This window comes from Cutibacterium sp. LaCa_286, assembly GCF_057198075.1.
Genome location: NZ_CP191091.1, coordinates 211,717 through 236,959 on the forward strand (window position 1 = coordinate 211,717; position 25,243 = coordinate 236,959).

General features: G+C 65.4%; 19 protein-coding genes, 1 tRNA gene, 1 other RNA gene and 1 pseudogene. 11 read left to right on the plus strand and 11 right to left on the minus strand.

The features are described from left to right. Window positions 1-79 precede the first annotated feature (79 nt). The 8 genes from ACP8JZ_RS00850 to ACP8JZ_RS00885 form a co-directional block, all read right to left on the minus strand. The gene (locus ACP8JZ_RS00850) at window positions 80-1,507 is read right to left on the minus strand and encodes a peptidoglycan D,D-transpeptidase FtsI family protein (protein ID WP_484482521.1); all 1,428 of its coding nucleotides are present in this window, start codon (window positions 1,505-1,507) and stop codon (window positions 80-82) included. Next, the gene (locus tag ACP8JZ_RS00855; protein ID WP_306517701.1) at window positions 1,504-2,871 is read right to left on the minus strand and encodes an FtsW/RodA/SpoVE family cell cycle protein; all 1,368 of its coding nucleotides are present in this window, start codon (window positions 2,869-2,871) and stop codon (window positions 1,504-1,506) included. Before ACP8JZ_RS00855 ends, ACP8JZ_RS00850 begins: the two co-directional genes overlap by 4 nt. Further along, window positions 2,868-4,235, minus strand: coding sequence for a PP2C family protein-serine/threonine phosphatase (locus ACP8JZ_RS00860; protein ID WP_306517715.1), 1,368 nt, complete (start codon window positions 4,233-4,235; stop codon window positions 2,868-2,870). The genes ACP8JZ_RS00855 and ACP8JZ_RS00860 overlap by 4 nt, the downstream gene beginning before the upstream one ends. A gap of 38 nt (window positions 4,236-4,273) precedes the next feature. Continuing rightward, window positions 4,274-4,768, minus strand: coding sequence for an FHA domain-containing protein FhaB/FipA (locus ACP8JZ_RS00865; protein WP_277101350.1), 495 nt, complete (start codon window positions 4,766-4,768; stop codon window positions 4,274-4,276). Between the two features lie 3 nt (window positions 4,769-4,771). Next, window positions 4,772-5,458, minus strand: coding sequence for an FHA domain-containing protein (locus tag ACP8JZ_RS00870; protein ID WP_277101351.1), 687 nt, complete (start codon window positions 5,456-5,458; stop codon window positions 4,772-4,774). A 299-nt stretch (window positions 5,459-5,757) separates the two neighbouring features. Then, on the minus strand, window positions 5,758-6,753 hold the full coding sequence (gene rfbB, locus ACP8JZ_RS00875; protein ID WP_484482522.1) for a dTDP-glucose 4,6-dehydratase: 996 nt from the start codon (window positions 6,751-6,753) through the stop codon (window positions 5,758-5,760). Between the two features lie 222 nt (window positions 6,754-6,975). Beyond that, window positions 6,976-7,063 (minus strand) — tRNA-Ser (locus tag ACP8JZ_RS00880). A 37-nt stretch (window positions 7,064-7,100) separates the two neighbouring features. Next, on the minus strand, window positions 7,101-7,469 hold the full coding sequence (locus tag ACP8JZ_RS00885) for an RNA-binding S4 domain-containing protein (protein ID WP_323457355.1): 369 nt from the start codon (window positions 7,467-7,469) through the stop codon (window positions 7,101-7,103). Window positions 7,470-7,813: 344 nt separating this feature from the next. Between ACP8JZ_RS00885 and ffs the strand changes: the two genes are divergently transcribed. From ffs to recR, 5 genes are all read left to right on the plus strand, one after another. Then, an RNA gene (ffs, locus tag ACP8JZ_RS00890) (signal recognition particle sRNA small type) lies at window positions 7,814-7,910 on the plus strand. A gap of 245 nt (window positions 7,911-8,155) precedes the next feature. Then, on the plus strand, window positions 8,156-8,506 hold the full coding sequence (locus tag ACP8JZ_RS00895; protein ID WP_323458482.1) for a hypothetical protein: 351 nt from the start codon (window positions 8,156-8,158) through the stop codon (window positions 8,504-8,506). Between the two features lie 3 nt (window positions 8,507-8,509). Further along, window positions 8,510-11,812, plus strand: coding sequence for a DNA polymerase III subunit gamma and tau (locus tag ACP8JZ_RS00900; RefSeq protein WP_484482772.1), 3,303 nt, complete (start codon window positions 8,510-8,512; stop codon window positions 11,810-11,812). A gap of 125 nt (window positions 11,813-11,937) precedes the next feature. Continuing rightward, on the plus strand, window positions 11,938-12,267 hold the full coding sequence (locus ACP8JZ_RS00905) for a YbaB/EbfC family nucleoid-associated protein (protein ID WP_021103819.1): 330 nt from the start codon (window positions 11,938-11,940) through the stop codon (window positions 12,265-12,267). A 142-nt stretch (window positions 12,268-12,409) separates the two neighbouring features. Next, window positions 12,410-13,015 carry a recombination mediator RecR gene (recR, locus tag ACP8JZ_RS00910; RefSeq protein WP_021103820.1) on the plus strand — a complete coding sequence of 202 codons (606 nt, stop codon included), beginning with the start codon at window positions 12,410-12,412 and terminating at the stop codon, window positions 13,013-13,015. Window positions 13,016-13,064: 49 nt separating this feature from the next. Here recR and ACP8JZ_RS00915 read toward each other — a convergent pair whose 3' ends face one another. Both ACP8JZ_RS00915 and ACP8JZ_RS00920 read right to left on the minus strand, forming a co-directional pair. Further along, the gene (locus ACP8JZ_RS00915; protein WP_484484258.1) at window positions 13,065-13,334 is read right to left on the minus strand and encodes a hypothetical protein; all 270 of its coding nucleotides are present in this window, start codon (window positions 13,332-13,334) and stop codon (window positions 13,065-13,067) included. 6 nt (window positions 13,335-13,340) lie between these two features. Continuing rightward, window positions 13,341-13,685, minus strand: a complete 345-nt coding sequence (locus tag ACP8JZ_RS00920; protein ID WP_484482523.1) for a hypothetical protein — start codon at window positions 13,683-13,685, stop codon at window positions 13,341-13,343. A gap of 487 nt (window positions 13,686-14,172) precedes the next feature. On the opposite strand from ACP8JZ_RS00920, the gene ACP8JZ_RS00925 reads away from it, so the two are divergent. The 3 genes and pseudogenes from ACP8JZ_RS00925 (at window position 14,173) to ACP8JZ_RS00935 (ending at window position 18,608) form a co-directional block, all read left to right on the plus strand. Next, entirely contained in the window at window positions 14,173-14,745 is a 573-nt protein-coding gene (locus tag ACP8JZ_RS00925; RefSeq protein WP_306517873.1) for a PadR family transcriptional regulator, read from the plus strand. Window positions 14,746-14,916: 171 nt separating this feature from the next. Further along, a pseudogene (locus ACP8JZ_RS00930) lies at window positions 14,917-15,663 on the plus strand (ABC transporter ATP-binding protein); the annotation flags it as partial. Between the two features lie 281 nt (window positions 15,664-15,944). Further along, the gene (locus ACP8JZ_RS00935) at window positions 15,945-18,608 is read left to right on the plus strand and encodes an ABC transporter permease (RefSeq protein WP_484484259.1); all 2,664 of its coding nucleotides are present in this window, start codon (window positions 15,945-15,947) and stop codon (window positions 18,606-18,608) included. Between the two features lie 223 nt (window positions 18,609-18,831). On the opposite strand, the gene ACP8JZ_RS00940 is transcribed toward ACP8JZ_RS00935, so the two are convergent. Further along, a complete protein-coding gene (locus tag ACP8JZ_RS00940; protein ID WP_484482525.1) occupies window positions 18,832-20,628 on the minus strand; it encodes a threonine/serine exporter family protein in 1,797 nt (598 codons plus the stop codon). A gap of 255 nt (window positions 20,629-20,883) precedes the next feature. On the opposite strand from ACP8JZ_RS00940, the gene ACP8JZ_RS00945 reads away from it, so the two are divergent. The 3 genes from ACP8JZ_RS00945 to ileS all read left to right on the plus strand — a co-directional run bounded on the left by ACP8JZ_RS00945 (window position 20,884) and on the right by ileS (window position 25,210). Next, a complete protein-coding gene (locus tag ACP8JZ_RS00945) occupies window positions 20,884-21,684 on the plus strand; it encodes an HAD-IIB family hydrolase (RefSeq protein ID WP_484482773.1) in 801 nt (266 codons plus the stop codon). A 104-nt stretch (window positions 21,685-21,788) separates the two neighbouring features. Continuing rightward, window positions 21,789-21,965 (plus strand): hypothetical protein, encoded by a 177-nt coding sequence (locus tag ACP8JZ_RS00950; protein ID WP_155942634.1) that lies wholly within the window; start codon window positions 21,789-21,791, stop codon window positions 21,963-21,965. Then, the gene (gene ileS, locus ACP8JZ_RS00955) at window positions 21,962-25,210 is read left to right on the plus strand and encodes an isoleucine--tRNA ligase (RefSeq protein WP_484482526.1); all 3,249 of its coding nucleotides are present in this window, start codon (window positions 21,962-21,964) and stop codon (window positions 25,208-25,210) included. The genes ACP8JZ_RS00950 and ileS overlap by 4 nt, the downstream gene beginning before the upstream one ends. The last annotated feature ends 33 nt before the right edge of the window (window positions 25,211-25,243 follow it).

A 25,243-nucleotide genomic window follows, 5' to 3' on the forward strand; every position in this document is an offset into this window, starting at 1 on the left:
TTCGTCCTGGCATTCGCCCCAGTACTTCCGGGCGTCCTGCCAGTGCTGATCACCGTGGTGAGGAGCGGTGCCGTGTCGATCATCTCAGGGCCTCGATCACGTCGCGAGCAATAGGGGCACCGAGACGTCCGCCGGCAATCTCGGAGCGCTCCGTGTTGGACGACTCGACGAACACCGCCACGGCAACCTTCGGCTTGTCGGACCAGCCGACGAACCAGGCATAGGGCGGTTTGTCCGGGGAGGTCTGGGCTGTACCGGTCTTGCCCCCCACCGTGACGCCGCTGATCCTGGCATTCCTGCCAGTACCGTTGTTGACGACCGAGACCATCATCTCCTGCAGCTGTTTCGCCGACTTGCGGGTCATCGGGGTCGACATCGGGGTGTCCTTGTGGCTCCACACCGTCTGCAGGTTCGCGGCTCGCACGGATCTGGTGAGGTAGGGCTCCATGAGTACACCGTCGTTGGCGATTCCCGCAGCCACCATCGCCATCTGCAGCGGGGAGGCGGCGACGTTGTACTGGCCGATGGAGCTCAGCGCGAGTTGGGCGTCGTTGAGCTGGGTGGGGAACTTCGAGGTGGCCATCGAGATGTCGGAGTCGGGCTCGGAACCGAAACCGAATTTGCTGGCCTGATCGGCGAGGGTGCGCTCGGAGAGTCCCACACCGAGCTTGGCGAAAGCGGTGTTGCACGAGATCTCCAGGGCATGCGTGAGGGTGACGTTGTCACCGCCACAGTTGATCTCGTTGGTCAGGGAATTGGTGGTGTTCGGCAAGGTGTACGCCTTGGGCGAGCTCACCTGGGAATCTGGTGTGTAACCGTGCTGCAGGGCAGCGGCGGCCGTGACGAGTTTGAAGGTGGACCCCGGCGGGTAGATCTCACGGCTGGCCCGGTTGGCCATCGGATTGTCGGGGTCGTCCAGCAGCCGTTTCCAACTCTGCTGGGAGGCCTTGAGGTCGTGGGTGGCCAGCAGGTTCGGGTCGAAGGACGGGTTGGAGGCCATCGCCAGTACGGCGCCGGTGGAGTAGTCGAGGGCGACGACTGCACCTTTCTTGCCTCGCAGGCCTTCCCAGGCTGCGTCCTGGGCACTGGCATTGACGGTCGTCAACAAGGAGCCGCCTTGTGGCTTGTGCCCGCCCAGGGTGCCGGTCAGACGCGAGAGCCACTGGGCGTCCGAGGTGCCGGTCAGCTGTGGGTTCTGGGTCTGCTCGAGCATGGTGCGCCCGTAGTAGTACGAGTAGTACCCGGTGATGGGGGCGTACTTCTTGCCGTGCGCGTAGGTGCGCTGGTAGTGGAACTGCCCGTCGGAGGCGACGGTACGAGCCACGGCCGTCGACCCGACGAGGATGTCACCGCGGTTCTGGGAGAATTCGGCGTCACGTACGCGGGTGTTGCGGGAGTCGTTGTTGAGGTCGGACTGCCGGAACAGCGCAGCATAGGTGACGTTGACGGACAACGCGAGGAACATCAGTGCCGTGAACACGGCGACGGCGCGAATCGGGCGGTTCATGCCTGCTCACCCCCTCGTGGAGTCGGAATCATGATCTGGTCGACGGGGCGGCGGGCCTGGTGGCTGATGGTCATGAAGATTCCGATGATCACCCAGTTGGCGATGAGTGACGACCCGCCCTGGCTCATGAATGGGGTCGTCAGGCCGGTGAGGGGCAGCAACCTGGTCACACCACCGATGATGGCGAAGACCTGCAGGGCGAAGACGAAGGCCAGCCCCGCGGCGAGCAGCGTCCCGAAACCGTCCCGGGAGGCCAGGGCGGCTCGCAGGCCACGAAAGACGAGCAGGGCGTACAGCACGATGATGGCGAGCAGCCCGGTGACGCCCAGTTCCTCGCCGATGGAGGACGAGATGAAGTCGCTCCACGAGAAGGTCACCAGGCCGGGACGTCCCAGCCCCCATCCGCGCCCGGCCAGACCTCCCCAGGCCATGCCGTACTGGGCCTCGATGACCTGACGGTTCTTGTCGAAGTCGTCGAACGGGTGCAGCCAGGCATTGATACGAGTACCGACGTGCGGGGTGAGGGCGATGGCTCCCCACGCCCCGACGATCGCGGCGGTGCCACCGAGCACCACCCAACCAGTCCTGCCGGTGGCCACGTAGAGCATGACGACGAACATGCCGAAGAACAGCATGCCGGTGCCGAGATCCCGCTCGAAGACGATGACGAGCATGGATGCGAGCCACACCACGGAGATGGGGCCGATGTCGCGCAGCCGCGGCAACTGAAGCCCCAGCACCTTCCTGCCCGCCACCGAGAGCACGTCGCGTTTCTCCACGAGATATCCCGCGAAGGCGATGGCCAGGACGACCTTTGCGATCTCTGCGGGCTGCAACGAGAACGGTCCGAGGTGCACCCAGATCCGCGACCCGTTGATCTCAGTACCGATCACCGGGACGATGGGCAGCAGGAGCAGCACGAGACCGACGAGGAACAGCACGTAGGGAATCTGCTGCAACTTCCGATAGTCGCGCAGGACGGTCACCGTCAACGCCCACAGGATCATGCCGCCCAGGGTCCAGACGAGCTGGGCCTCGAAACGCTGCCGGGGCGGACTCGCAATGAGGTCAATGCGGTGGATCATCGCCAGGCCGAGCCCGTTGAGGGTGACGACGACTGGCAGGATGATGGGATCGGCGTAGGGAATGGCAAACCTCGTGACGAGGTGACATGCCAGCGCGACTGCCAGCCAACCGCCCACGATGACCTGCCAGTTGGTGGGTAGGTCATCGTGGATGTTGAGTTCGGTGAGCAGGTAGCCACTCACCCCCAACGCCCAGGCGAGGATGAGCAGTCCCAGCTGGCTCCAATGACGTTTGGGCTGGACGATGATGGTCTGCTGCTCGTCGGTGGACACGCTCATGGGCAGTCTCCTGCCTGCACCTGGGGCAACTGGGCCTCAGAAGTTGGTGTGCTGCTGGCAGAGGGAGCCGCCGACGGGCTCACCGTTGCCGAGGATGGTGTGCCAGGCGGCGCTGCGGGTGCTGATGGCGTCGTGCTGGTCGAGCGGGCATGCTGGTCGCGTACGGCCCGGCAGTACTGTTCACCGATACGCAGCTCCTCCAGCGTGGCTCGCCCGGACTCCACCGAGGGCACCCGGATGCTTGATTCCACACGACTGCGGTAGTCACGGGGCAGGTCGGCCACCCTGATGTCGGAATCCTCGACGACGGAATGCAGGTCCATCCACAACAGCTTCTCTGGGACACCTTGATGGATCGCCACGTTCTCACCACTGGTTCCCACGTAGTACTGCGACCTCAGGTAGGCCCGGGCGCCGAGGACCGTCGCGACGAGGACGGCGGCGATGCACACGAGCACGACGAGCCAGGAGCGGAATCGTTGCCTGGCCGACTTCGCGATCGGGGCGTAGCGCATGGACTCCTCGGCCTCTGAGTCGAAGAGCACCTGGCGGCTGGGGTGATCTGCTGCATGCGCGGGACGCTCGGATGTCGTCGGGATCTCGGTGGTGCTCTCGTGACGTGGGATCCGTGTCGTGGCGGCAGCCCCGATGACCGTGCCCTCGACGGCGTCCAGTTCGTCACTCTGTGCGACGACGTCGGAGACGATGATGGTGATGTTGTCCTTGCCTCCGGCACGGTGTGCGGCGTCGACGAGGCGGGACAGGGCTTCGTTGGGATCTGGCCTTGTCAGCAGGCGCTTGATGGTCTCGTCGTCAACGAGACCACACAGCCCGTCGGAGCAGAACAGCAACCGGTCACCCAGACGCACGTCGACCAGACTGGCGTCTGGGGAGTGCTGGGCCTGTCCGTTGAGCACCTTGAGCAGCAGCGAACGGTGCGGGTGCACCGCAGCCTCCTGCGGGGTGATGCGACCCTCGTCGATGAGGGACTGCACCCAGGAGTGGTCGTGGGTGAGACGACTCAGCTGGCCGTTGCGCAGCAGGTAGGCACGTGAGTCACCGATGTGCACCAGGCCGAGCTGGGTCCCGGAGAACATGGCTCCGCAGAAGGTCGTACCCATGCCATCGAGGCTCGCGTCCCAGGCGACGAGGTCGGCGAGGTCATCATTGGCTGCCGCCACGGCCCCGGCAAGAGTCGTGAGCATGTCCTCACCCTCACGGTGGGCATCGGCGGCACAGATGTGGTCGATGGCCACGGTGGAGGCCAGGTCGCCGGCGGCGGCACCACCCATGCCGTCGGCCACCGCCAGCATCGTGGCGGAGACGTAGCCCGAGTCCTGGTTGTTCTTGCGGACCAGCCCAATCTCGCTGTGGCTGCGTGTGTTGAGGGAGAAAGTCGTCGTCACCGCTGGCCCCGCACCACCATCACGGTTCGACCGATGCGGACCTCGTCGTCCACGTCGAGACGGGTGAGCTCCTCAATGTTCTGCCCATTGACGTAGGTGCCGTTGGTGGAGGTGAGGTCCTCGACGAACCAGAGTCCATCAAATCCTTGGCTGATCTCGGCATGCTCGGTGGAGGCGTAGTCGTCCTCGATGACGAGGGTGGAGCCCCCGCCACGGCCGATGACGATCGTGTCGATGAGCGGAATCTCCAGGCCGGCCTGGTCACCGGACATGATCTGCAGGGTGGCGGGCCGGTCAGCCTTCCTGCGGCCCAGTCGGTGTCGGCGGCGACCAGTGGAGTCTGTGGCCGGGGTGCCGACATGTCCCTCGGCGCCGCGCGCCACGCTGTGGCCAAAGATGTCGGTCCTGATGACATTGACGGCGAGGAGGATGAACGCCCACAGCACTGCCAGATAGGCGATACGCAACACGCCGATGAGGAACTCACTCATGTATCACATTCCCGTCGGGGCGTGGACGAGCATGCGAGTGGAACCAACCTCGATGCGCGATCCGTCGTGCAGTTCTGTCGTGCTCACCCGGACCCCGTCGACGATGATGCCGTTGGTCGATCCCAGATCCTCGATGGACACCCCCACGCCGTCGTCGGTGGGCCACACGTGCAGGCGGGCATGCATGCGTGACACTCCTGGATCGTTGAGCCGCAGGTCCGCCTCGGTGCCACGTCCGATGAACAGTCCGGGTGGGGTGAGGGGATGACGCACCCCGTTGACCTCCAGGACGAGCCGTCCCGAACTGGGGTGGGTGGCCTGGGCACGAGGACCGGAGTCCACCTCGAAACGACCGATTCCCAACTCCTCGTCCAAGTCGTAGTCGACGCGGATCGGCCCGTTGAAGACGTAGCGGCGCTCGGTGGCGTGATCCCTCAGCTGGGGAATGATCTCGCCGTTGAGTGTCTTGGTGTAGGGGGCCAGACGCTCGTAGTCCTGAGGTGACAGGCGCACCGTGAACTCATTGGGGACGAGCCGGCGACCCTTGGACAACAGCTTGGCGTGGGAATCGAGCTCGCGTTGCAGTCGAGCGGCAATCTCGACGGGCTCCACCTCGGACTTGGATATTCGGGAGAACAGGTTGTCGGAGACCCTTTCGAGGTCCACGTTGAACTTGTCCAAGATACCCACGAGTCCCCCTTTCCAGGCCCTGCGAAATGCGCTCGTCAGGTTGCAGAACACACCCTAGTCACAGCGAGTCTACCCAGTGCCCACGGAAAAAAGGAGCACGACAGTGCGTCAACGGCACACAAAAGCGCTGGAAAACCTGTGACAAGGCCACATGTTACGCGATGAGACCTCAGGTGTCTTGCTGGGCTGCGGGGGACGGGTGCGGAGCCCTGCAAGACGACGGTCGATTCCCTGGGGGTGCCTTCCTGGGGCAGTCGTGGTGGAGTGTGATCGTTGTCGGGGTCATTCTCGCCCGGGAGTCATTGCCCGGTTCGTGCGTAGCTGGCTTCGGTGGCTGCCTTGTCGGGGCGCCACCAGGCCTCGTTGGCTCGGTACCAGTCGATTGTGTCCGCGAGTCCGGCGCGCAGATCGGTGTACTGCGGGTGCCAGCCCAACTCCTCACGCGTTCGAGTGTAGTCCAGGGCGTATCGCAGGTCGTGGCCGGGCCGGTCCGCGACGAGGTCGTAGTCGTCCATCGGATGCCCCATGAGGTCGAGGATGAGGCGAACGACGTCGAGGTTGGATGCCTGGTTCTCGGCGCTGACGAGGTACGTCTGTCCGATTCGTCCGTGGTGCAGGATCGTCCAGATGGCCCGGGCGTGATCGGTGACGTGGATCCAGTCGCGTATGTGCCGGCCGTCGCCGTAGAGCCTGGGGCGATGGCCGTCGAGGATGGTGGTGATCTGGCGTGCGATGAACTTCTCGACATGTTGACGTGGCCCGTAGTTGTTCGTGCAACACGATGTGGTCGCGGCCACCCCGAAGGAACGCACCCAGGCTCGCACCAGATGGTCGGCGCTGGCCTTGGATGCCGAGTAGGGAGATGACGGGCGGTACGGCGCGTCGGCCGTGACTGGTGGGTCCGTCATTCCCAGTGGCCCGAACACCTCGTCGGTGGAGACCTGGTGGAATCGCACGTGATGGCGTCGAACCGCCTCCAACACGGTGTAGGTGCCCATGACGTTGGTCGTGAGGAAGGGTTCGGGATTGCGCAGCGAGTTGTCGTTGTGGGACTCCGCTGCGAAATTGACGACAGCGTCTGCCTCGCGCACGAGGTCGTCCACCAGACTTGCGTCGGTGATGCTGCCGGGAACCACCGTGCAACGATCACTGGGCAGGCCGATGAGGGAACGCGGGTTGGCTGCGTAGGTCATGGCGTCCAGGACGATGACTCGGACATCCGTGTGCTGGATCACCCAGTGCACGAAGTTGCTGCCGATGAATCCGGCCCCACCGGTGACCACGAGCGACTCCATGACCACAAGGCTATTGGCTGCCGGACGCGGGCCTCGAAGGTGGGGTGGCGAGGGCGAGAGTCTCGAAGGTGGAGGTGGAGCTGGGGTGTGGGCATGGTGCTCTGTCCGGTATCGGTGCTGCCCTGCGTTCGGTGCTCCCGCGAGCTGTGTCCTGGCTCGGTGTCGGAACGAGCGGGGCAGTCCCGCGAAAAAGCCCACCTGACCAATGGTCAAGTGGGCTAGTGGCGGAGGATACGAGATTCGAACTCGTGAGGGCGTGAACCCAACCCGCTTTCCAAGCGAGCGCCATAGGCCTCTAGGCGAATCCTCCGCGAGACATCATACGGGTGAACGGACGATGACGCCAATCAGACATTTCGGTTCGAGCGTCCCATGAGGCTGTCGATCTTGCGGCGGTCGCGTTTCGTGGGTCGGCCAGCGCCTCGGTCACGTCTGGCAACCGGGGCATTGAGATATGCCGGGCGGGGGAGTGAGAGATCCTCCATGGCCAGGGCGGCGTCCTTGGCGCCGACTCGTTTGGAGATCGGCTGAACCACCTTGAGCACCCGATCCCAGCCGGGGGTGCGGATGGTGACGACGTCTCCGGGGTGCACCTCATGGGCGGGTTTGACCGGGGCGTCGTTGAGCCGTACGTGGCCGCCCTTGATGGCGGCAGTGGCCATGGAGCGCGTTTTGAAGGCTCGAACGGACCACAGCCACGCGTCAATGCGAGTCATTACTTAATGATGCAAGGGGGGCGACCCCCTTGCAACCCCCGAGGGCTCAATGATGCGAGGAAGAGACCTCTGCAACCCCTCGAAACCTGGTGTGGGGGCACCTCCACATCCCCAGCTCCGAACCCGCGGACGAGGTGACCCGTTCATGGCACCGGTCGTGGGGCCTCACTACGGCCTGGGCAGGTATCAGAGTCTGACATCCACGTCGTTGAGCAGCGCCGTTCAGGCTTCTCGAAACCGGTGTCGACTCCCGCAACGCCCCGATCCAACTGTCGGGGCAGCTGTGCGGTTCGAACACTGCGGGTTGGTTTGGCGGGGGGTTGGGTGGCGCTCTAGTATGGATGCAAGGTTCTCCGCGCGGCGGCACCTGACCGAACTCCCCCAGGGCCGAGAGGCAGCAAGGGTAGGTTGGCTCTACCGGGTGCGCGGGGAGCCCCTTTTCGTTTTCAAGGGGGCTTTCCATGGTGGTCAAGGCCCTTTTCAAGGGGGCTTTCCTGATGACCGGGCTCCTTGTCGCCCCGCGAGGGCCTGCGCGCCTCGAGATCTCTGATTCTCCTGGTCAGCACTGTGTGCGAGGTGCACTGGGCACGAAGCAGGTCGTGTCGTAGTCTCGTTCCTGGCAGGCCGGGCCGTGCCCAGCCGGTGCAAGCGTGCGGCAGCAGGATCGTCACAGTCAGGGGGTGTGCATGCCCAGTCGAATCATCACGACGGATCGGGCCGGACAGATCTGGAACCGGATCACATGGTGCTGTCTACTGATTTTCGTGCTCTCCGGGCTCGTCGCGATGCTCGTCCAGACGACCTTGCCAGCCAATCTGGGGTATCCACAGCTGCACTCACCCGGGGTCCCGGACTCCGTCACCTACACAGTCATCGCCTGCGAGATCGCAGCCTTCCTCGTCCCGGCCCTGCTTGCGACGTCATGCGGTCGCAAGGCCAGCCGGCTGGGGCATTCCGCACGCGGTGCCGTCCTCATCGCATGGACCGTTTTCACGGTGGTGACGCTTCTCGTCGTCGTTCTGAGCTTCGTCTCCTGAGAACTGTCTCACCGGTCAACTAGGCTTCTGTGCGTGGACGAGGATTACCAGGCCAGCAATGATCGCGATGCCGACGAGTGGTACGACCAGGACGGCCCAGACCTGTTCGGTCAGGACGAGCCGCCCCGGGAGGAGCTGCACAATTCCGGCTCCACCGATCAGACGGATTCCCGGGCGAGCGCATCGAAGCCGGAACAGGATGCCGACCCGGCGGCGGAGGAACCGACCCAGCCTGATGACGTCCTTGCCGGGTCGGAGTCCCCTGCCGAGCCCGATGGTCTGGACACCGACGAGCAGGACGACTCCTTCGACCCCCGCGTGGTCGATCGAGTCGCCGAACTCACCGAGCCGGCGGACGTGACCGACGACGATGCCCCCGCCGCCAGTGACCCACCCGGGGACACCGACGCGTCCCCCACCCCGGCGGCCGCCGCCGACTCACGAGACACGTCGGTGCAGAACCCGCCACTGGCCCTCTACCGGCGCTACCGCCCGGACACCTTCGACGAGGTCATCGGTCAGGAGCACGTCACCGAACCGTTGAAGCGTGCGATCGTCAACGGGCGCGTCAACCACGCCTACCTGTTCTCCGGGCCGCGCGGTTGCGGCAAGACGACGAGTGCCCGCATCCTTGCCCGCTGCCTCAACTGTGAGCAGGGGCCGACCCCGTACCCATGCGGTGGGTGCCAGTCGTGCCGCGACCTGGCGCGTGGCGGCCCAGGCTCCATCGACGTCATCGAGATCGACGCGGCCTCCCACGGCGGCGTCGACGAGGCTCGTGACCTGCGGGAACGCGCATTCTTCGCCCCGGTGCGCTCCCGCTACAAGATCTACATCATCGACGAGGCCCACATGGTCACCACCCAGGGCTTCAACGCGATGCTCAAGCTCGTCGAGGAACCCCCGCCGCACGTGAAGTTCATCTTCGCCACGACGGAGCCGGAGAAGGTCATCGGCACGATCCGCTCCCGAACCCACCACTACCCGTTCCGGCTGGTGCCCCCGGCGACCTTGGTGAACTACCTGGAGACGCTGTGCGACAAGGAGGACATCACCGTCGACCATGCCGTGCTGCCGATGGTGGTACGGGCCGGTGGCGGATCGGTACGTGACTCACTCTCGGTGCTCGACCAGCTGCTGGGCGGGGCCGACGAGGACGGCGTCTCCTACGAGTTGGCGGCTGCCCTGCTCGGCTACACCCCCGACGCCCTGCTGGACCAGGTGGTCGATGCGTTCGCCGCTGGTGATGCCCACGAGGTCTTCGCCACCATCGACAAGGTCATGGACATGGGGCAGGACCCGCGTCGATTCGCCGAGGACCTGTTGCGCCGGATGCGTGACCTGGTGATCCTCGCTGCCGTACCCGATGCAGTGAACAACAGACTCATCGACGTCTCCCCGGAGCAGGGGGAGCGACTCGCCCACCAGGCGGCTGCGATGGGGGCGGGGGAACTCACCCGAGCCGCCGAGGTGCTGGCGACCGGACTCACCCAGATGAGGGGGACGACTGCTCCCCGACTGCACCTGGAGCTCATGTGCTCCCGCATCCTGCTGCCGGACGCCGACACCGACGAACGTGGGGTGCACGCGCGTCTGGACCGTCTGGAACGACGGGTGGGGATCGTCGGTGCCGGTGCTGCCGGCTCCGGAGATCTCGTCGAGGTTGAGTCGTCGCATGACGAGACCGCCCAGCACCAGCGGTGGCAGAGCGGTGAGCGTCCAGCGCGTCCGGGCCGCCCGGCCAGTGCCCCGCGGGGTGGCGATCCTGCTCTGGACAAGTCTTCGAGAGATGGCGGGTCAGCTCCGGCAACTGCCCGGCAGGGCAGTCAGCCCGGTGCGCGGACGACACCCTCCCCCGACCCGACCGAGAGACCGCGTCGCCCACGACCGGGGCGCGCGGACTACCGTCCCACTGGTGCCGGAACGACAGCTCCCCAGGAGCCCCAGGCGCCGTCGCAGAGCATGACAGGACAGGCCGGTTCACGGGAAGACCCGCGGGCCGCGCAGTCCCAGACACCTGCCCAGTCCACAACTTCTGCCCAGTCCTCAACTCCCGAGCAGTCCCAGGCCCCGATGCAGCAGAGGTCCGCCTCAGAACCTCCCATGCGCGGACGACCGCCCCACCAGCAGCCTTCCGAGGCTGCCTCGTCGGGGGCTCGGCCGGTTGATCCGTCGGCATCCGCTGGTCCTGCTGTGCCATCCGCTGGCCCCACCGCCGAGCGGCCCGACGGGGTGGACGTCACCATGCTGCGCGACGCCTGGCCACGCATCATCGAGGTGTTCCGATCCGAGTACAGCCGCTACATGAGCGTCGTGCTCAACCAGTACGCGCAGATTCTCGGGGTCAACGGCAATCAGGCGACCCTGGGATTCTCCAACCCCGGTGCGCGAGACAGTTATCTGCACGGTGACCATGCCAAGCATCTGCATGACGTCGTCGCCCAACTGCTCGGTGTCGACGTGGATTTCGTCCCGGTGACCGGTGACGTCCAAACGTTGGCCCATCGTGGCCATGACGAGCGTCGCAACAGGCCGGACGGCCCCCGGCCAGGATCAGCAGGTGCTCCCGGCAGGGGAACCCCCGATGCACGGAGTCGGGCGACCGGGGCGAACCCCCATCCGCAGAGCTCCCAGACACGCCAAACGGGTCCCGCTGGTGGCCCCCCAGCTGCCGACGACGATTCCACGCATGGTGCCGATGACGCCGACGACATCCACCGAGGTGCGCAGAGCACCCCGCCGGACGTCTCCCAGGTGGCGAACAGCCCCGTGGAGCCATCGGACGCTTCCCAGGAGAATCCAGACCCCTCAGGTGAGGAGAACCTCTCGGCGCACACGAGTTCGGTGAACGAGGCTGCCGACGTCCCGGAGTCGGGCCAGACGCCGCCACCACACCAGGTGCAGACACCTGCCGAGGTGTACCCGGAATCGGCGCGGTCTCGCTTCCTGGACCCCGCACGGCGACGTCTGACGTCGCAGCCCACCCCCCGCGGTGCCGCCTCCGGCCCGGACGAGGCTGCTGGCCGGGCTCATCGGTTCGACGCTCCTGCACCCGGGCAGAAGAGGTCCACTGCCCATGACGCCTCCGGCCAGGCCAGCGGGACGGGTGGGCACCCGCATGGTGATTTCGACCGGCATGTACCATCGGAGCCTCCAGCCGACGACATGCCCCCCGACGACATGTGGGAGCTGGCCGACTCCGGTGACGGGGAGATCCTGGACTCCTCGGGGGAATCGGCCATCGAACTCATCACCACAGAACTTGGCGGGGTCGTCCTCACCGACGAACGGGGGTCCGCCTCCTGAGGTTGCACGGCAATCGGCCGTGACGAACCACCACCAATCGATCGTCACCACCCCCATTGGGCCCAGGAAGACATCGCTCCTCGCGGTGTCAGTCCCCTTTTCGAACAACACTGAAAGGATCCATCATGACGACACCCAACGGCGGTTTCGACCTGTCCAACGTGGACATGAACGGGTTGCTCGCCCAGGCCCAGGCCATGCAGGCCCAACTCGCCCAGGCCCAGCAGCAGCTGGAGTCCACCACTTTTGACGGCTCGGCGGGCGGTGGGCTCGTCAAAGCCGTCGTCACCGGCACCGGGGAACTCACCGGGCTCACGATCGACCCGCAGACCGTCGATCCCGACGACACCGACACCCTGGCCGACCTGGTCATTGCTGCCGTCCATGACGCCAGCGGCAAGGCTGCGGCAGCCCAGCAGGCCATGACACCCAAGATTCCGGGAATGGGACTCTGATCGTCTCGGTTGTCAGTCTCGGAGTGCATGGCCGGTACACCCGGCACCGAACCTGACTGGATCATCACCTGCCAGGTGGTGTGAGGTGGTAGCACTGAACCACGGTCATCGGCCGTGCCACAGTGATCGAGGAGGAGACCACATGTACGACGGTCCGCTTCAGGACCTCATCGATGCCCTGGCGCAACTGCCGGGCATCGGCCCCAAGGGTGCCCAGCGCATCGCCTTCCACGTCCTGGACGCTCCGGACGAGGAGGTCGGCGCGCTGGCGGATGCGTTGCGTGAGGTCAAGGAGAAGGCCCGGTTCTGTGACATCTGCTTCAACGTCTCCTCCGACGAGGAGTGTCAGTACTGCCGCGACCCGCGCAGGGACCAGACGGTGATCTGCGTCGTCGAGGAGTCCAAGGACGTCGTCGCCGTCGAGCGCACCCGCGAGTACCGCGGCCTGTACCACGTCCTTGGTGGTGCCATCTCGCCGTTGGATGGCAAGGGCCCGTCCGATCTGCACATTCGCGAACTCATGCAGCGACTGGCCGATGGCACCGTCACCGAGGTCATTCTGGCCACCAACCCCAATCTGGAGGGGGAGGCGACGGCCACCTACCTCTCCCGGCTCATTGCGCCGATGGGGGTGGCGGTCTCGCGTCTGGCCTCCGGGCTCCCCGTCGGTAGCGATCTGGAGTACGCCGACGAGGTCACCCTGGGACGTGCCTTCGAGGGGCGGCGGCACGTCGAGGCCAACGCCTGACCGGTCGCTGATCGATCAGCCTCAGGCTGTCATCACCTCTGTGGATGTGTCAGTCCGGGGGCGCCGCTGTGACTGGCTGGAACGCCGGGGTGGCCATCAGGATCAGCACTGCCCCTGCCGGCAGGCAGACCAGCGCCCAACGCAGCGAGACGGTGTCGCCCAGCAGGCCGATGAGCACGGGGTGGATCATGAAACCCAACCTTCTGCTCCACGTCGCCACCGTGAGGCCGGACCCAGCCGCCAGTCCCGGGGTGGAGTTGACATTGTCCATGGCGATGTCGGTGAGTGCGTCGAAGACGTTCATGACGATCATCGCCACGAACACCTATGCGATGTGTGGTGCGCGGGCCAGCAGGAGGAGGCAGGTCGTCGAGAGGATCTGGGGCCACAGGGCAATGGTGCGCGAACCATGTCGGCGTATGAGGTGAGCTGCGGACAACCCCAGGGTCAGCCCACCGAGTGGCCCGAGTCCCACGGCGAGCCCCCATGTCGTCCGGGACGCGCCAAGATCGGCCTTGATCTGCGGATGGCGCGGTACCAGTGAGGCGAATGTCATCCCATTGACGGTGAACATGAGCAGGGTGCCGATGCGGGCACGCCGAGCCTGCGGGGAGGGGACATGGCGGTGTGGCTCCGACGGGGCCGTGGCGTCCTCAGAGGGTGGGGCCATGGAACTCCTCGCGGTCATGACGCCACCATGGCTGTCTCGCTGCCCGTGGCTGTTGCATCTCTCCCGGTGCAGACGCCGCGTGGCAGTGGACCCCACAGAGACACACAGAGATTCAGGGACACACAGAAATTCTCAGGAAAGCCCACAGAACTGTGAAGTTTCTCGCCTGAAACCACTCGTCACAAGGAGAGCTTCCTTGTTGTCCTGGCAAAGGAAGGGGTGGTGGTGTTCGGCGAGATGCCGTGAGATATCCTTGGGAACAAGAAATGGCTGGCACGCTGCGTATGGGCACATGTTGGTGGCATCGTGAGCGGGTGTCGTCAAGCTGCTGAGCCGTTTCAATTACATGTATGGCATGTGTATGGGCCTTGCATGGCAGGAGAAGGAATATTTCTCGAGGCTGTGGGGTTCCTAGGTATGTCGACACTGAAATCGATTCGTTGTATCGGTGAGCCCCGCTCATTGGTGCAACGCACAGGGAGGGACCATGTCCATCAAGTTCGCCATCCTGGCACTGCTTGCCGAGCGGCCGCGCCATGGCTACCAGATCAAGTCTGAGTTCGATCGGCGAACCAACCACTCCTGGCCGCTCAACATCGGTCAGGTGTACACCACCCTTGAGCGTCTGGAGCGCGATGGGCTCTGCGTGCGTGGCGAGGAGAACCAGGAAGGGCGTGTCATCGTCACCATCACCGAGGAAGGCCGTCGCGCCGTTGACCAGTGGTTCGGCAACCCGGTCGTCCAGGACACGCCACCTCGCAATGAGATCGCCATCAAGTTGGCCATCGCTGCATCCACCAAGGGACGTGACGTTGCAGGAATCGTGCAGGCCCAGCGTCGGGTGACTGTCTCGGCCCTGCAGCAGTACCGCCAGGTTCGCCGCACCATTGCCGAGGATGATCTGGCCGGTCAGCTCATCCTGGAGCGGATGGTCTTCGATGCCGAGGCGGAGATCCGTTGGCTCGACCACTGCGAGGCTGCCGCAGTGCGTGCCTCCCATCAGAAGCGCGTCGAGGCTCCCGAGGAGTCCCCGGCACGTGAGACTCAGCTCGCGCACTGAGGCCAGTCCTGCACCGGAGGCAGGCAAGCCAGAACGAGCAATGGTTCTGTGCGCCTGCTTCCCGTGAGCTTCAGTACCTCGTAGGCTCTGTATCCTTGTCGCGAGGATGCCACGCCACCGTCTGGTGGTGTGGCAGGCTGAGCTCTGGAGGTCTGAACCTTGAAGGCAGGTATGGATGCATCGCGAGGTACGACGTCTGCTTCCAGCACTGCTCGTCAACCGGTGATTGCGCTCGACCATGTGACTCGTTCATTCGGTCACGGGCAGGGCAAGGTCACTGCCCTGCACGACGTCAACCTGTCGGTGGACACCGGGGAATTCGTGTCGATCATGGGTTCCTCGGGCTCCGGCAAGTCCACCCTGCTCGCCATTGCCGGGGGCCTGGAGCGGCCCACCAGCGGGCAGGTGCGCATTTCCGGGCAGTCCTTGGATGGGCTGAGCCGCGACGACCTGGCACGGATACGACGGCGTCAGCTCGGGTTCGTCTTCCAGGAACTCAACCTCGTCCCGACCCTCACGGCGATGGAGAACGTCTGTCTGCCTCTCGAACTCGACGGGGTTCCCGGCTCTCGGGCACGTGAGGCTGCCATGTCCGTGCTCGAACAATTCTCCATGGCGCAGCTGGCCGATCGTTTCGTCGATGACATGTCGGGAGGCGAGCGCCAGCGCATTGCGATAGCCCGTGCCGTGGTGGGGGATCGTCGCATGCTCCTGGCCGACGAGCCCACTGGCGCATTGGACTCGACCTCCGGTGACGAGGTCATGTCCCTCATCCGAGATCTGGCCGATTCCGGGGTCGCCGTCCTCCTCGTCACCCACGAGGCCCGACACGCTGGATGGGCCGATCGGGTCGTCTTCCTGCGTGACGGCGTCCTCGTTGACGAGACGGCGGCCTACAGTGATCCGATGGACCTGCTGTTGCAGGACGACGTCGCCGACATCGTGGACGCTGCTGAGCCTGCCGATGATGTGACCGGCGTCGCGTCCGATGATGATCAGACCGGGCCCGAGATCCCCGACGCCATGCCACCTGACCCGTTCGGCGACCTCGACGATCCGTTCGACCCCGATGACGGACCGTGGACATGAGTGACGTCTCGGGCGAGGATGACCATCTTGAGCAGGCCGAGCACCGACCTGGACAGACAGGGCACCGAGCGGAACCATCCGGTGGGGCGGCACCTCGGCATCACAGGGCCGTGCTGTTCCGACACGGGCATCGTCGCGAGGCTCGTCTGAACCTGCTGTCCCGACTGGCCTGGCGGGACATGACTCAGCACCGATACCGCTCGATGGTCATCGTCATGCTCATCGCCCTGCCCGTGATCTTCGTGACGGCGATGGGCACCGCGCTCGAGGCGCAGTACCTCACTCCGAACGATCAGATCCGTGACATCCTGGGCGACGCAGACTTCATCGTCGAGCGGATCGACAACTGGGACGGTCACTGTCGACAGGACGGGCTCAGCCGCCGTTCCTGCGGGGATTCTGCTGTGGACAGCACGCCGGGCGAGTTGGAGACCGAGCAGAGCAAGGCGCTGGAGAAGCTCACGCTCGACAACCATGAATTGCATCGCATGCGCACCGCCAGGCAACCGTTGAGGTGGGGGAAGACCTGGGTCAATGTGCAGGTGTACGGCATTGATCTCACCAGCATGCTCAACCGGCGTCTCGTCATTCCGAATGCCCCGATGCCTGCTGCCGGCGAGATGTGGGCGTCAGCCACCACGGCCAAGCAGTTCAACTGGCAGGTGGGTACGACGGTCTCCATGGATGGCAGGCAGTACCTTCTCACCGGTCTGGTTCGCTCCTCGAAGACCTGGGAACCTGAGGTCTGGGTACGCCCGGAAAGCTCTCTGGTGGTCTCCGACACCTTTCCCAGCTACTTCGTGCGCGGTCCCCAGCTCACAGCTGCACAAGTCGACCATCTCAATGACATGGGCCTGGCCGTCGTGAGTCGTGCTGCGTTGTCCGGTGACTACTCGCTCGAAGTACGTACCCAGCTCCTTGCGCAGATCCTCACCGGCGGAGCGCTCGTGGCGCTCATCAGCGCGACGGTGGCTGCCTCGGCCTTCGTCATCTGTGCCCAGCGGCAACGGCAGACCCTCTCCATCCTGGGCACGACGGGGGCAGTGGAGCGTCAACTCGTGGGAATCGTGCTGCAGCAGGGGCTGGTGCTCGGATTGACTGGCTCCATCCTGGGGGCGGTGCTGGGGTGTGGAGGAGCCAATTTCGTCATCTGGCTGCAGAACCTCAATTCCCTGGACTATCCGGTTCCCATGTCATTTCGTTGGCGGTACGCCCTGTGCGCCATCGTCATGGGCATGGCGTCCTCACTGATGGCGTCGTGGTTGCCGGCCCGACAGGTCGCCTCGACCAATCCATTGCTGGGAGTGCGAGATGTCCTGCGGCCCCCGAGGAGACTGGGCGGCCGATGGATCATTCTCATCCTGTCCCTGCTGGCGTTTGCGGTGATGATCGTGGTGCCCCACACGACGGCGGCCGGCCATTCCGTCACCCAACTCGCCGACAGTGAGGTGCTGCTTCCGGTACTCCTCAGCGTCATGCTGCTGTACCCAGCCATCTTGATGACCATTCCGTGGGTGTTGCACTGGAGTGTCGGGAAATTTCCCAAACGGCGGGTCTATGCCACCCTTGCCCTGCGTGACATGGATCGCAATCGGGAACGTGCCTCGGCATGTGTGGCGGCATCAATGGCTGTCATGACGCTGGTCAGCTCCGTGTTGACCATTGGTGGGTTCGTCGATCGGCTGAACGTGGATCACTACACACCCCGGCTGCCCAGGAACGTTGCCGTGCTGGAGTCGACGGTTGCTCCCGGTCGCCCCGTTCCCGAGGTGGTGCGCACCCAACAGATCGCAGTGGTTCAGGCCACTGTGGGGCCAGTTGATCATGTCACTGAGGAACTCATCAAGCAGCCGGGGTGCCGGCGGCGGTCGGGTTGTGACATCCTCACGGCACAGGTGCCCAATGCCGGTGCGCGCCCAGCCTCCGAGGGGCCCCACACCGGTCTGCGTGAGGTCACGGGTTCGCAGCTTCCGGTCGTCATTGACGACGGGTCGCTGTACACGATCATCACCGGGCACGAGCCTGATGCTGCCGTCCTGGATGCCCTGCATCGCGGACCGGTGGTGCTCAATCACGATCAACTGGAGGATGGCAAGCTCACGATCGGGATGTTCAGCGAAGCAGCCACCCAACTGAGCCAGGTGCGGCAGGTCGATGCCTTCCAGGCGCCATCCCACACCGAGGCCACTCAAGTTCCCGTGCTCATCGGTCGGGATGCGGCTGCTCGGCTGCTCGGCGTGGCGAATCAGGACGTCCAGACCAGCGAGGGAGACATATGGGCTCGGACGCCGCATGGGATCAGCGCCCATGATCGAAGAGCCATCAGTCGGTCATTGACGGCGGCTTCTGGCCCCACCAGTACCCTCGTGCTGGATTCCGGACCTTCGCGGATGGGGCGCACCATCGTGAATCGGGGTACCGGGATCGCGATCGTCATGCTCATGGCCATCGGCATGCTCACAACCGTCCTGACCTTGGCGGATTCCCGGTCCCAACGCGAGACCCTGTCGTCCATAGGGGCTTCCCGTGAATCGATGCGCAGGATGACGGCGATCCAGACGTTGATCTCCACCTTCGTCGGACATGTTGCCGGAGCACTGGTGGGGGCAGTGCCCCCCATCATCGCCCTGTCCCTCCTGGGACAGCACGCCACGTTGACGTGGGTGCCATGGGGCCAGCTGGCCGGACTGGTGTTCGGCGTGCCGATCGCGCTGGGTGGCATGGTGTACCTGACGGTGCGTTCCGTCCCGGAGTGGCGACGACGTGTCATGTAGGCGTGGCGACGACGCGCCAGGTGGGCGTGGCGATCTGACCACGTGTGACGTCGGCCGTGCGACGAACCCCTGCCGGCGTGTCCTCACGACCGGCCCCTTCGCGCCGGGTATGTCATGGGACGATCGAGGAACCGTCGGGAGGACGGCATCCACCGGTCGTGGGGTTCGGGGATCCCACGATGTCGACGAGTGGTGGGGCCGTGCGAGGGGAGCGTGGTACGCGTCAGCTCGTCCCAGCTGCCTTTCGCTCCTTGAAGTTACGCCACCGCTTCCTGATACCTCGTGAGCTGGCACGTTCACGGGGCACCGTGGCTCCCATGCCCCACGACCGGAACGTCGCCAGACGCGAGGCGTGGTCCAGTGGCACGATGAGGGGGCGCACCGTCAGGGCACCGAGGCTGGATCCGATGGCGATGGCGATGCCCACCAGCAGGGCCTGCATGAGGACCGTCCCACCGCCTGCGGCACTCGGCTGGTCGAGTTGTGAGCCCAGAATCATGTACAGGCCGCGGTAGATCATCATGCCGGGCATGAGTGTGACGACACCGCAGGTGACCAGCCCGACCTGTGGGAAGTCCCATCGTCGGGAGGCGGCGGTGGCTGCCATACCCACCAGGAACGCACCCAGCCCCGAGGCAGCCGGGGTCGACATCCCCAGAGCTGCACCGAGGACATAGCCCCCCCAGCCAATCGCTCCCAGGAAGGCGCAGGTCACCAGAACTCGCAGACCGGCATGGCAGGACACCCCGAATGACCAGGAGACGATGGCGGCGGCGATCATCTGCGTGATGATGGGTCCGGACACCCACACCGTCGGGTTGATGTATGCCGGTGTGCCCACCTTGAGGCCGATCCACAGCACACCCATCACGCCGAGGATGATGCCACCGGTCTGGACGAAGACGTCGACGAACCGTCCCGAACTCGTGACGACGTAGCCGTCGATGGCGTCCTGCGCGGCGGACACCATCGATGTGCCGGCCAGCAGTGAGATCATCCCTGCCGCGACGACCATGGAGGGTGACATCGGCAGAGACATGTTCGTCTTCCACCGCAGGATCATGACGAGCAGTGCCATGACGGTGGGGATGGCACCGCCCACCGCCTGGGTGAAGAAACTGGTGACGTGTCGGCGTCCCATGGCCTGCACCGCCATGTCCACCAGGCAGGTCGTGAAGAAAGCCAGGAGAATGTCCCAGATCGATCCGCTGAACAGCCAGGAGATGCCGCCCCCCATCAACCCCATGTTGAGGGTGACGAACCACGGCCGGTACAGCCGGGGTGCAGCGACGAGGGTCTCCAAATGGCCGCGGGCGTCCTCCAGATCGACCTCGCCATTACAGATCTGGTCGACGAGTTTCTGCAGTCGCCCCAGACGCTGGTAGTCAGAGGTGCGTCCCCGCACAACGCGCAGCGAGGTGATGGGGTCGTCGTCCATGCTGCGGTGCTGGGTGACGATGACGGACGTGTTGGTGACGTCGACGTGAATCGTGATACCGAACGTCGCGGCCAACCGCAGGGCCATCGCGACGGCTTCGGAGGCGGAGGCGCCCACCGAGATGGCCATTGAGGTGACTCGCTCCACCAGGTCGACGACGAGACGGGCCTGGCGGGCCTCCATGTCGTCCTCGGCGGACTGCAGGTCGGAGGCCAATGGCAGCGGTTTGGTGTCGCGCAGGTAGCGATCCAGCGGGAGTCCGAAGATGCGTCGGGCTCGGGGCGGTGGTTTTGCCGGCTGGGGTGTGGGGCTGGGTTGGTTGATCGTGGGGGAGGTCGTCGTCATCGCCGGGACCGACCATGTCGTCGACGCCTCGATGGCGGTGAGCTCCTCAGGCCGCAGGGTCATCTCGACGGCAGTGGGTTCGTCGTCCAGCGGCCCGGCGGAGTCTGTGGAGTTTGATCCCGCGGAATCCGACCCCGCGGAGTTCGTCGGATGATTCTTCTGGGGTTTCTGGTTCGGGCGAAAGATGGCGTCGTCAATGGGGCCGGGGCCAGATCCCTGTCCATGATCAGATGCCATCGTCGTCCTTCCTCGGTGCGTGGTTCAACAGTGGCGATCATGAAGCGTCGGCACGGTGCGTGGCAGCTCCGCCGCCCTGATCGGCATCTCTCATTGTGTCGCCCCAGCCGCCGAATTCCCAAAGAATTGGGGATTTCTGCGGTCAGTTCATCAGGAACCCCGGGGATGCCTCATCGAGGGCCTGGGCGAGGCGCATCTTTCGGGGTGATCGAGGAACCGAGCCGGGCTGATCGGAGTCCCGATAGGCTGATGCTCGTGTTGATAGCCACCGATCTGGACGGAACCCTACTCACCGGCGACAAGCAGCTCAGTTCACGCACTCGCCGCATGCTCGCTGCAGCGGCACGCGCCGGGGTGCCGGTAGTGCCGGTGACCGCCCGTCAGATCTATGGTCTGTCCGGGTGGCGAGACGTCCTGACCAGCTGGGCGCTGTGCTCCAACGGTGCCATCTGCTGGAATCTTGCCGACGAGACGATCCTGTTCCGTCAACTCATGGACGCCCAGATGTGCCAGCGGTTCACCCAGGATCTGCTGGAGGTCGCTCCCGGTACCGTGTTCGCCACCATTCGGGACGACGGGGAGGAGTTCGTCTCCCAGACGGGCTATGCCGAGCTGGCCGATGTGGCCGACCACAATCGTGACCCGCGCACCATGCCGTCCCTGCCGTTGGAGGACGTCGTGGCCCAGGACTGCCTCAAACTCGTGGCTCGTCACCCCAGCATGCCGGTTGACGAGCTGGCCCGGTTGGCCGTCTCGGTGGGCGGCGACCAGGTGCACGTCACGACCTCGGGGGTGCCGATGCTGGAGATCAGCCCTGCCGGGGTGACGAAGGACTCCGGTCTGGCCCTGCTGTGTGAGCACCTCGGGGTGGATCGTGCCGACGTCGTCGCCTTCGGTGACGGTGCCAACGACGTCGAGATGCTCACCTGGGCCGGCACCTCCTGGGCGGTGGGCAATGCCGTCGCGCAGGCCAGGGAGGCCGCCGATCACGTTGCCGAGTCCAATGACGACGACGGCGTTGCCCAGATCGTGGAGGGTTTGCTGGAGCGTCTCTGAACGGGATTACACTGTGGTGGACCGCACAGCGATGATGGGGCCATCACCCCGGAGCCGCCGGAAGAACGGGCGCGAGCCTCACTAGACCCGGCAGCGGTGGGCCAATGAGCGGCGTCACCAGTGCCGATCGGGGCGAGCGACACCAGCATGGTCGAGCCGTTCTGATCCAGGATCGTCAGGGTCATCTGTTGGGACGCAATGAGGGTGGTACCGCGGGTACCCCGGACGTCCGGGTTCTCGTCCCTCGTCACACCGACGAGACGAAGGACTGCATCCGATGAGCGAGACGACCCCCGAAGCCGGCCGCTATGCTGCCGTGCCACCACAGGTGGACCTGCCCGCGATGGAGCACGAGATCATCGACCTGTGGCACCGCCAGCACACCTTCGAGAAGACCTTGGAGGCCACCAAGGACGGTGAGCCGTGGACCTTCTTCGAGGGTCCTCCCACCGCCAATGGCCAGCCGGGTACCCACCACGTCGAGGCTCGGGTGTTCAAGGATGTCTTTCCGCGCTACCGCACCATGCGCGGCTACCACGTCGACCGCAAGGCCGGCTGGGACTGCCACGGACTTCCCGTGGAACTCGCCGTGGAGAAGGAACTGGGGTTCTCCGGCAAGCCCGACATCGAGCAGTACGGTGTCGAACCCTTCAACGCCAAGTGCCGCGAATCGGTCACCCGCCACGTCGACGCCTTCCGCGAACTCACCGAGCGGATGGGCTACTGGGTCAACATGGACGACGCCTACTGGACGATGAAGTCGTCCTACGTCGAGTCGGTGTGGTGGGGGCTCAAGCAGGTCTTCGACAAGGGGCTGCTGGGTGAGGACCACCGCGTCGCCCCCTACTGCCCACGCTGCGGCACCACCCTGTCCGACCATGAGCTGGCCCAGGGCTACCAGGATGACCGTGACCCCTCGATCTACGTGCGTTTCCCGGTGACCTCGGGGCCACTGGCCGGACGCGCCCAGCTGCTGGTGTGGACGACCACACCGTGGACCCTCGTCTCCAACACCGCAGTGGCCGTGCGTCCCGACGTGCGCTACGTCGTCGCCCACAAGGATCCCGACCCCGAGGGCGCCGACACGACGGCGAGTGCCAGCTCCGCCGACCCGACCAGCGACGATCTCGTCATCGCCGAGCCGCTCTTCGAGCAGGTGCTCGGTGAGGGGTGGAGTCTCACCGGGGAGTCCTTCCTGGGTTCCGAGATGGAGCTGTGGACCTACCAGCGTCCCTACGAGCTGCTGGACTGGCCGACGACCGAGCACGTCACCGCCGACGGGCGACCCACCCCGGCCGACGCGAACTTCATCATCCTTGCCGACTACGTCACCACCTCGGACGGCACCGGCCTGGTGCACCAGGCCCCGGCATTCGGTGCCGACGACCTGCTCACCTGCCGCAAGTACGGCCTGCCGCTGGTCAATCCCATCGAGCCGGACGGCACCTTCTGCAAGGACCTCCCCTTGGTCGGCGGCATGTTCTTCAAGAGCGCCGACAAGCCGATCTGTGAAGACCTCGACAAGCGCGAGATCATGTTCCGTCTGGAGATGCACTGGCACTCCTACCCGCACTGCTGGCGCTGCGACACCCCGCTCATCTACTACGCCCAGCCGTCCTGGTACATCCGCACGACGAAGCTCAAGGAGCAGCTGCTGGCGCAGAACGAGTCGACCAACTGGTTCCCCGACACCATCAAGCACGGCCGTTACGGCGACTGGCTGGAGAACAACATCGACTGGGCCGTCTCGCGCTCACGCTACTGGGGCACCCCGCTGCCGCTGTGGCGCAACGAGGACGACCCCTCCGACGTCATCTGTGTGGGCAGCCTTGCCGAGCTCTCGCAGTACGTCGGGCGTGATGTCACCGGCATGGATCCGCACCGTCCGTTCATCGACGAGGTGACCTTCACCCGCGACGGCCACACCTACCGTCGTGTGCCGGAGGTGGCAGACGCCTGGCTGGACTCCGGGTCGATGCCGTTCGCGCAGTGGGGATACCCGCACGTGCCCGGTTCCAAGGAGAAGTTCGAGCAGAACTTCCCGGCCGACTTCATCTGCGAGGCGATCGACCAGACCCGCGGCTGGTTCTACACCCTCATGGCGGTGGGCACGCTCGTCTTCGAGCAGTCCCCGTACCGCAACGTGCTGTGCCTGGGCCACATCCTCGCTGCCGACGGACGCAAGATGAGCAAGCACCTGGGCAACATCCTGTTGCCCATCCCCCTCATGGACGCCCACGGTGCCGATGCCCTGCGCTGGTTCATGGCCGCCGACGGATCGCCGTGGAGCGCCCGTCGCGTGGGGGACGAGGCGCTGCAGGAGACCGTGCGCAAGGTGCTGCTCACCTACTGGAACACGGTGTCGTTCCACGCCCTGTACGCCCGTGCCAACGACTGGACGCCCGGTGAGGTCGTCCCTCCCGCCATCAACACGCGCCACATCCTGGATCGCTGGCTGGTCAGCGCGACGAATGTGCTGGTGCGCGAGGTCACCGATGCCCTGGAGAACTTCGACACCCAACGCACCGGCCAGCTGCTGGCCGCCTTCATCGACGACCTGTCCAACTGGTACGTGCGTCGCTCCCGGCGCCGGTTCTGGGCCGGGGACCCCAGCGCCCTGTGGACCCTGCATGAGACGCTCGAGGTGCTCACTCGTCTCATGGCCCCGATGGTGCCGTTCATCACCGAACGGGTGTGGCAGGACCTCATCGTCACCACCGATCCCAGCGCGCCGGAGTCGGTGCACCTGGCCTCCTGGCCCACGGTCGAGGAGTCCGTCGTCGACGAGCAGCTGGACGAGGCCATGGCCGTGGTTCGGCGCATCGTCGAGCTGGGACGTGGTGCCCGTGCCGAGGCTCGGGTGAAGACCCGTCAGCCGCTGGCCCGCGCACTCATCTCCAGTGCCGCCCTGGCCAAGCTGGACGACGACCTGCAGGCCGAGATCAGGTCCGAGCTCAACGTCGTGGCGCTGGAGTCGTTCAGCTCCGCCGGTGATCTGGTGGACCACTCGGCCAAGGCGAACTTCCGTAGCCTGGGCAAGCGGTTCGCCAAGGCCACCCCGAAGGTGGCTGCCGCGATTGCCGCTGCCGATGCCGCGCAACTGGCCACCGACCTCGCCTCCGGGCCGGTCAGTCTCCCCGTTGCCGAGGTCGAGGGCGGCCAGGCCGTCATCACTGCCGAGGACGTCATCATCTCCGAGCGTCCGCGGGAGGGGTGGAGCGTGCTCAACGAGCAGGGTGAGACGGTTGCCCTGGACCTGGAGATCACCCCGCAGCTGGCTCGCGCCGGCCTGGCTCGTGACGTCATCCGGTTCATCCAGGACACCCGCAAGCAGGCCGGCCTGGACGTCTCCGACCGTATCGAGCTGGCCTGGGATGCCTCCGGGGAGCTGGCGGAAGCCGTTGAGGAACACCTCGGCCAGATCACCGACGAGGTGCTCGCGGTGAGCGCCACGCGCGCTGAACGCGGGGCCGACTGGGCCGTCGAGCCCGATCTGGATCTTGCGGTGCAGGTCGTCAAGGTTTGAGCAGGGTGGCTGGTGTCCTTCCCGAGAAACCCC

Excerpts from the sequence above, each read along its gene's own strand:
- ACP8JZ_RS00850 (WP_484482521.1), bottom strand. The coding sequence starts at position 1,507 with ATGAACCGCCCGATTCGCGCCGTCGCCGTGTTCACGGCACTGATGTTC.
- ACP8JZ_RS00855 (WP_306517701.1), bottom strand. The coding sequence starts at position 2,871 with ATGAGCGTGTCCACCGACGAGCAGCAGACCATCATCGTCCAGCCCAAA.
- ACP8JZ_RS00865 (WP_277101350.1), bottom strand. The coding sequence starts at position 4,768 with ATGAGTGAGTTCCTCATCGGCGTGTTGCGTATCGCCTATCTGGCAGTG.
- rfbB (WP_484482522.1), bottom strand. The coding sequence starts at position 6,753 with ATGGAGTCGCTCGTGGTCACCGGTGGGGCCGGATTCATCGGCAGCAAC.
- ACP8JZ_RS00885 (WP_323457355.1), bottom strand. The coding sequence starts at position 7,469 with ATGACTCGCATTGACGCGTGGCTGTGGTCCGTTCGAGCCTTCAAAACG.
- ACP8JZ_RS00895 (WP_323458482.1), top strand. The coding sequence starts at position 8,156 with ATGCCCAGTCGAATCATCACGACGGATCGGGCCGGACAGATCTGGAAC.
- ACP8JZ_RS00905 (WP_021103819.1), top strand. The coding sequence starts at position 11,938 with ATGACGACACCCAACGGCGGTTTCGACCTGTCCAACGTGGACATGAAC.
- recR (WP_021103820.1), top strand. The coding sequence starts at position 12,410 with ATGTACGACGGTCCGCTTCAGGACCTCATCGATGCCCTGGCGCAACTG.
- ACP8JZ_RS00920 (WP_484482523.1), bottom strand. The coding sequence starts at position 13,685 with ATGGCCCCACCCTCTGAGGACGCCACGGCCCCGTCGGAGCCACACCGC.
- ACP8JZ_RS00925 (WP_306517873.1), top strand. The coding sequence starts at position 14,173 with ATGTCCATCAAGTTCGCCATCCTGGCACTGCTTGCCGAGCGGCCGCGC.
- ACP8JZ_RS00940 (WP_484482525.1), bottom strand. The coding sequence starts at position 20,628 with ATGGCATCTGATCATGGACAGGGATCTGGCCCCGGCCCCATTGACGAC.
- ACP8JZ_RS00950 (WP_155942634.1), top strand. The coding sequence starts at position 21,789 with ATGAGCGGCGTCACCAGTGCCGATCGGGGCGAGCGACACCAGCATGGT.
- ileS (WP_484482526.1), top strand. The coding sequence starts at position 21,962 with ATGAGCGAGACGACCCCCGAAGCCGGCCGCTATGCTGCCGTGCCACCA.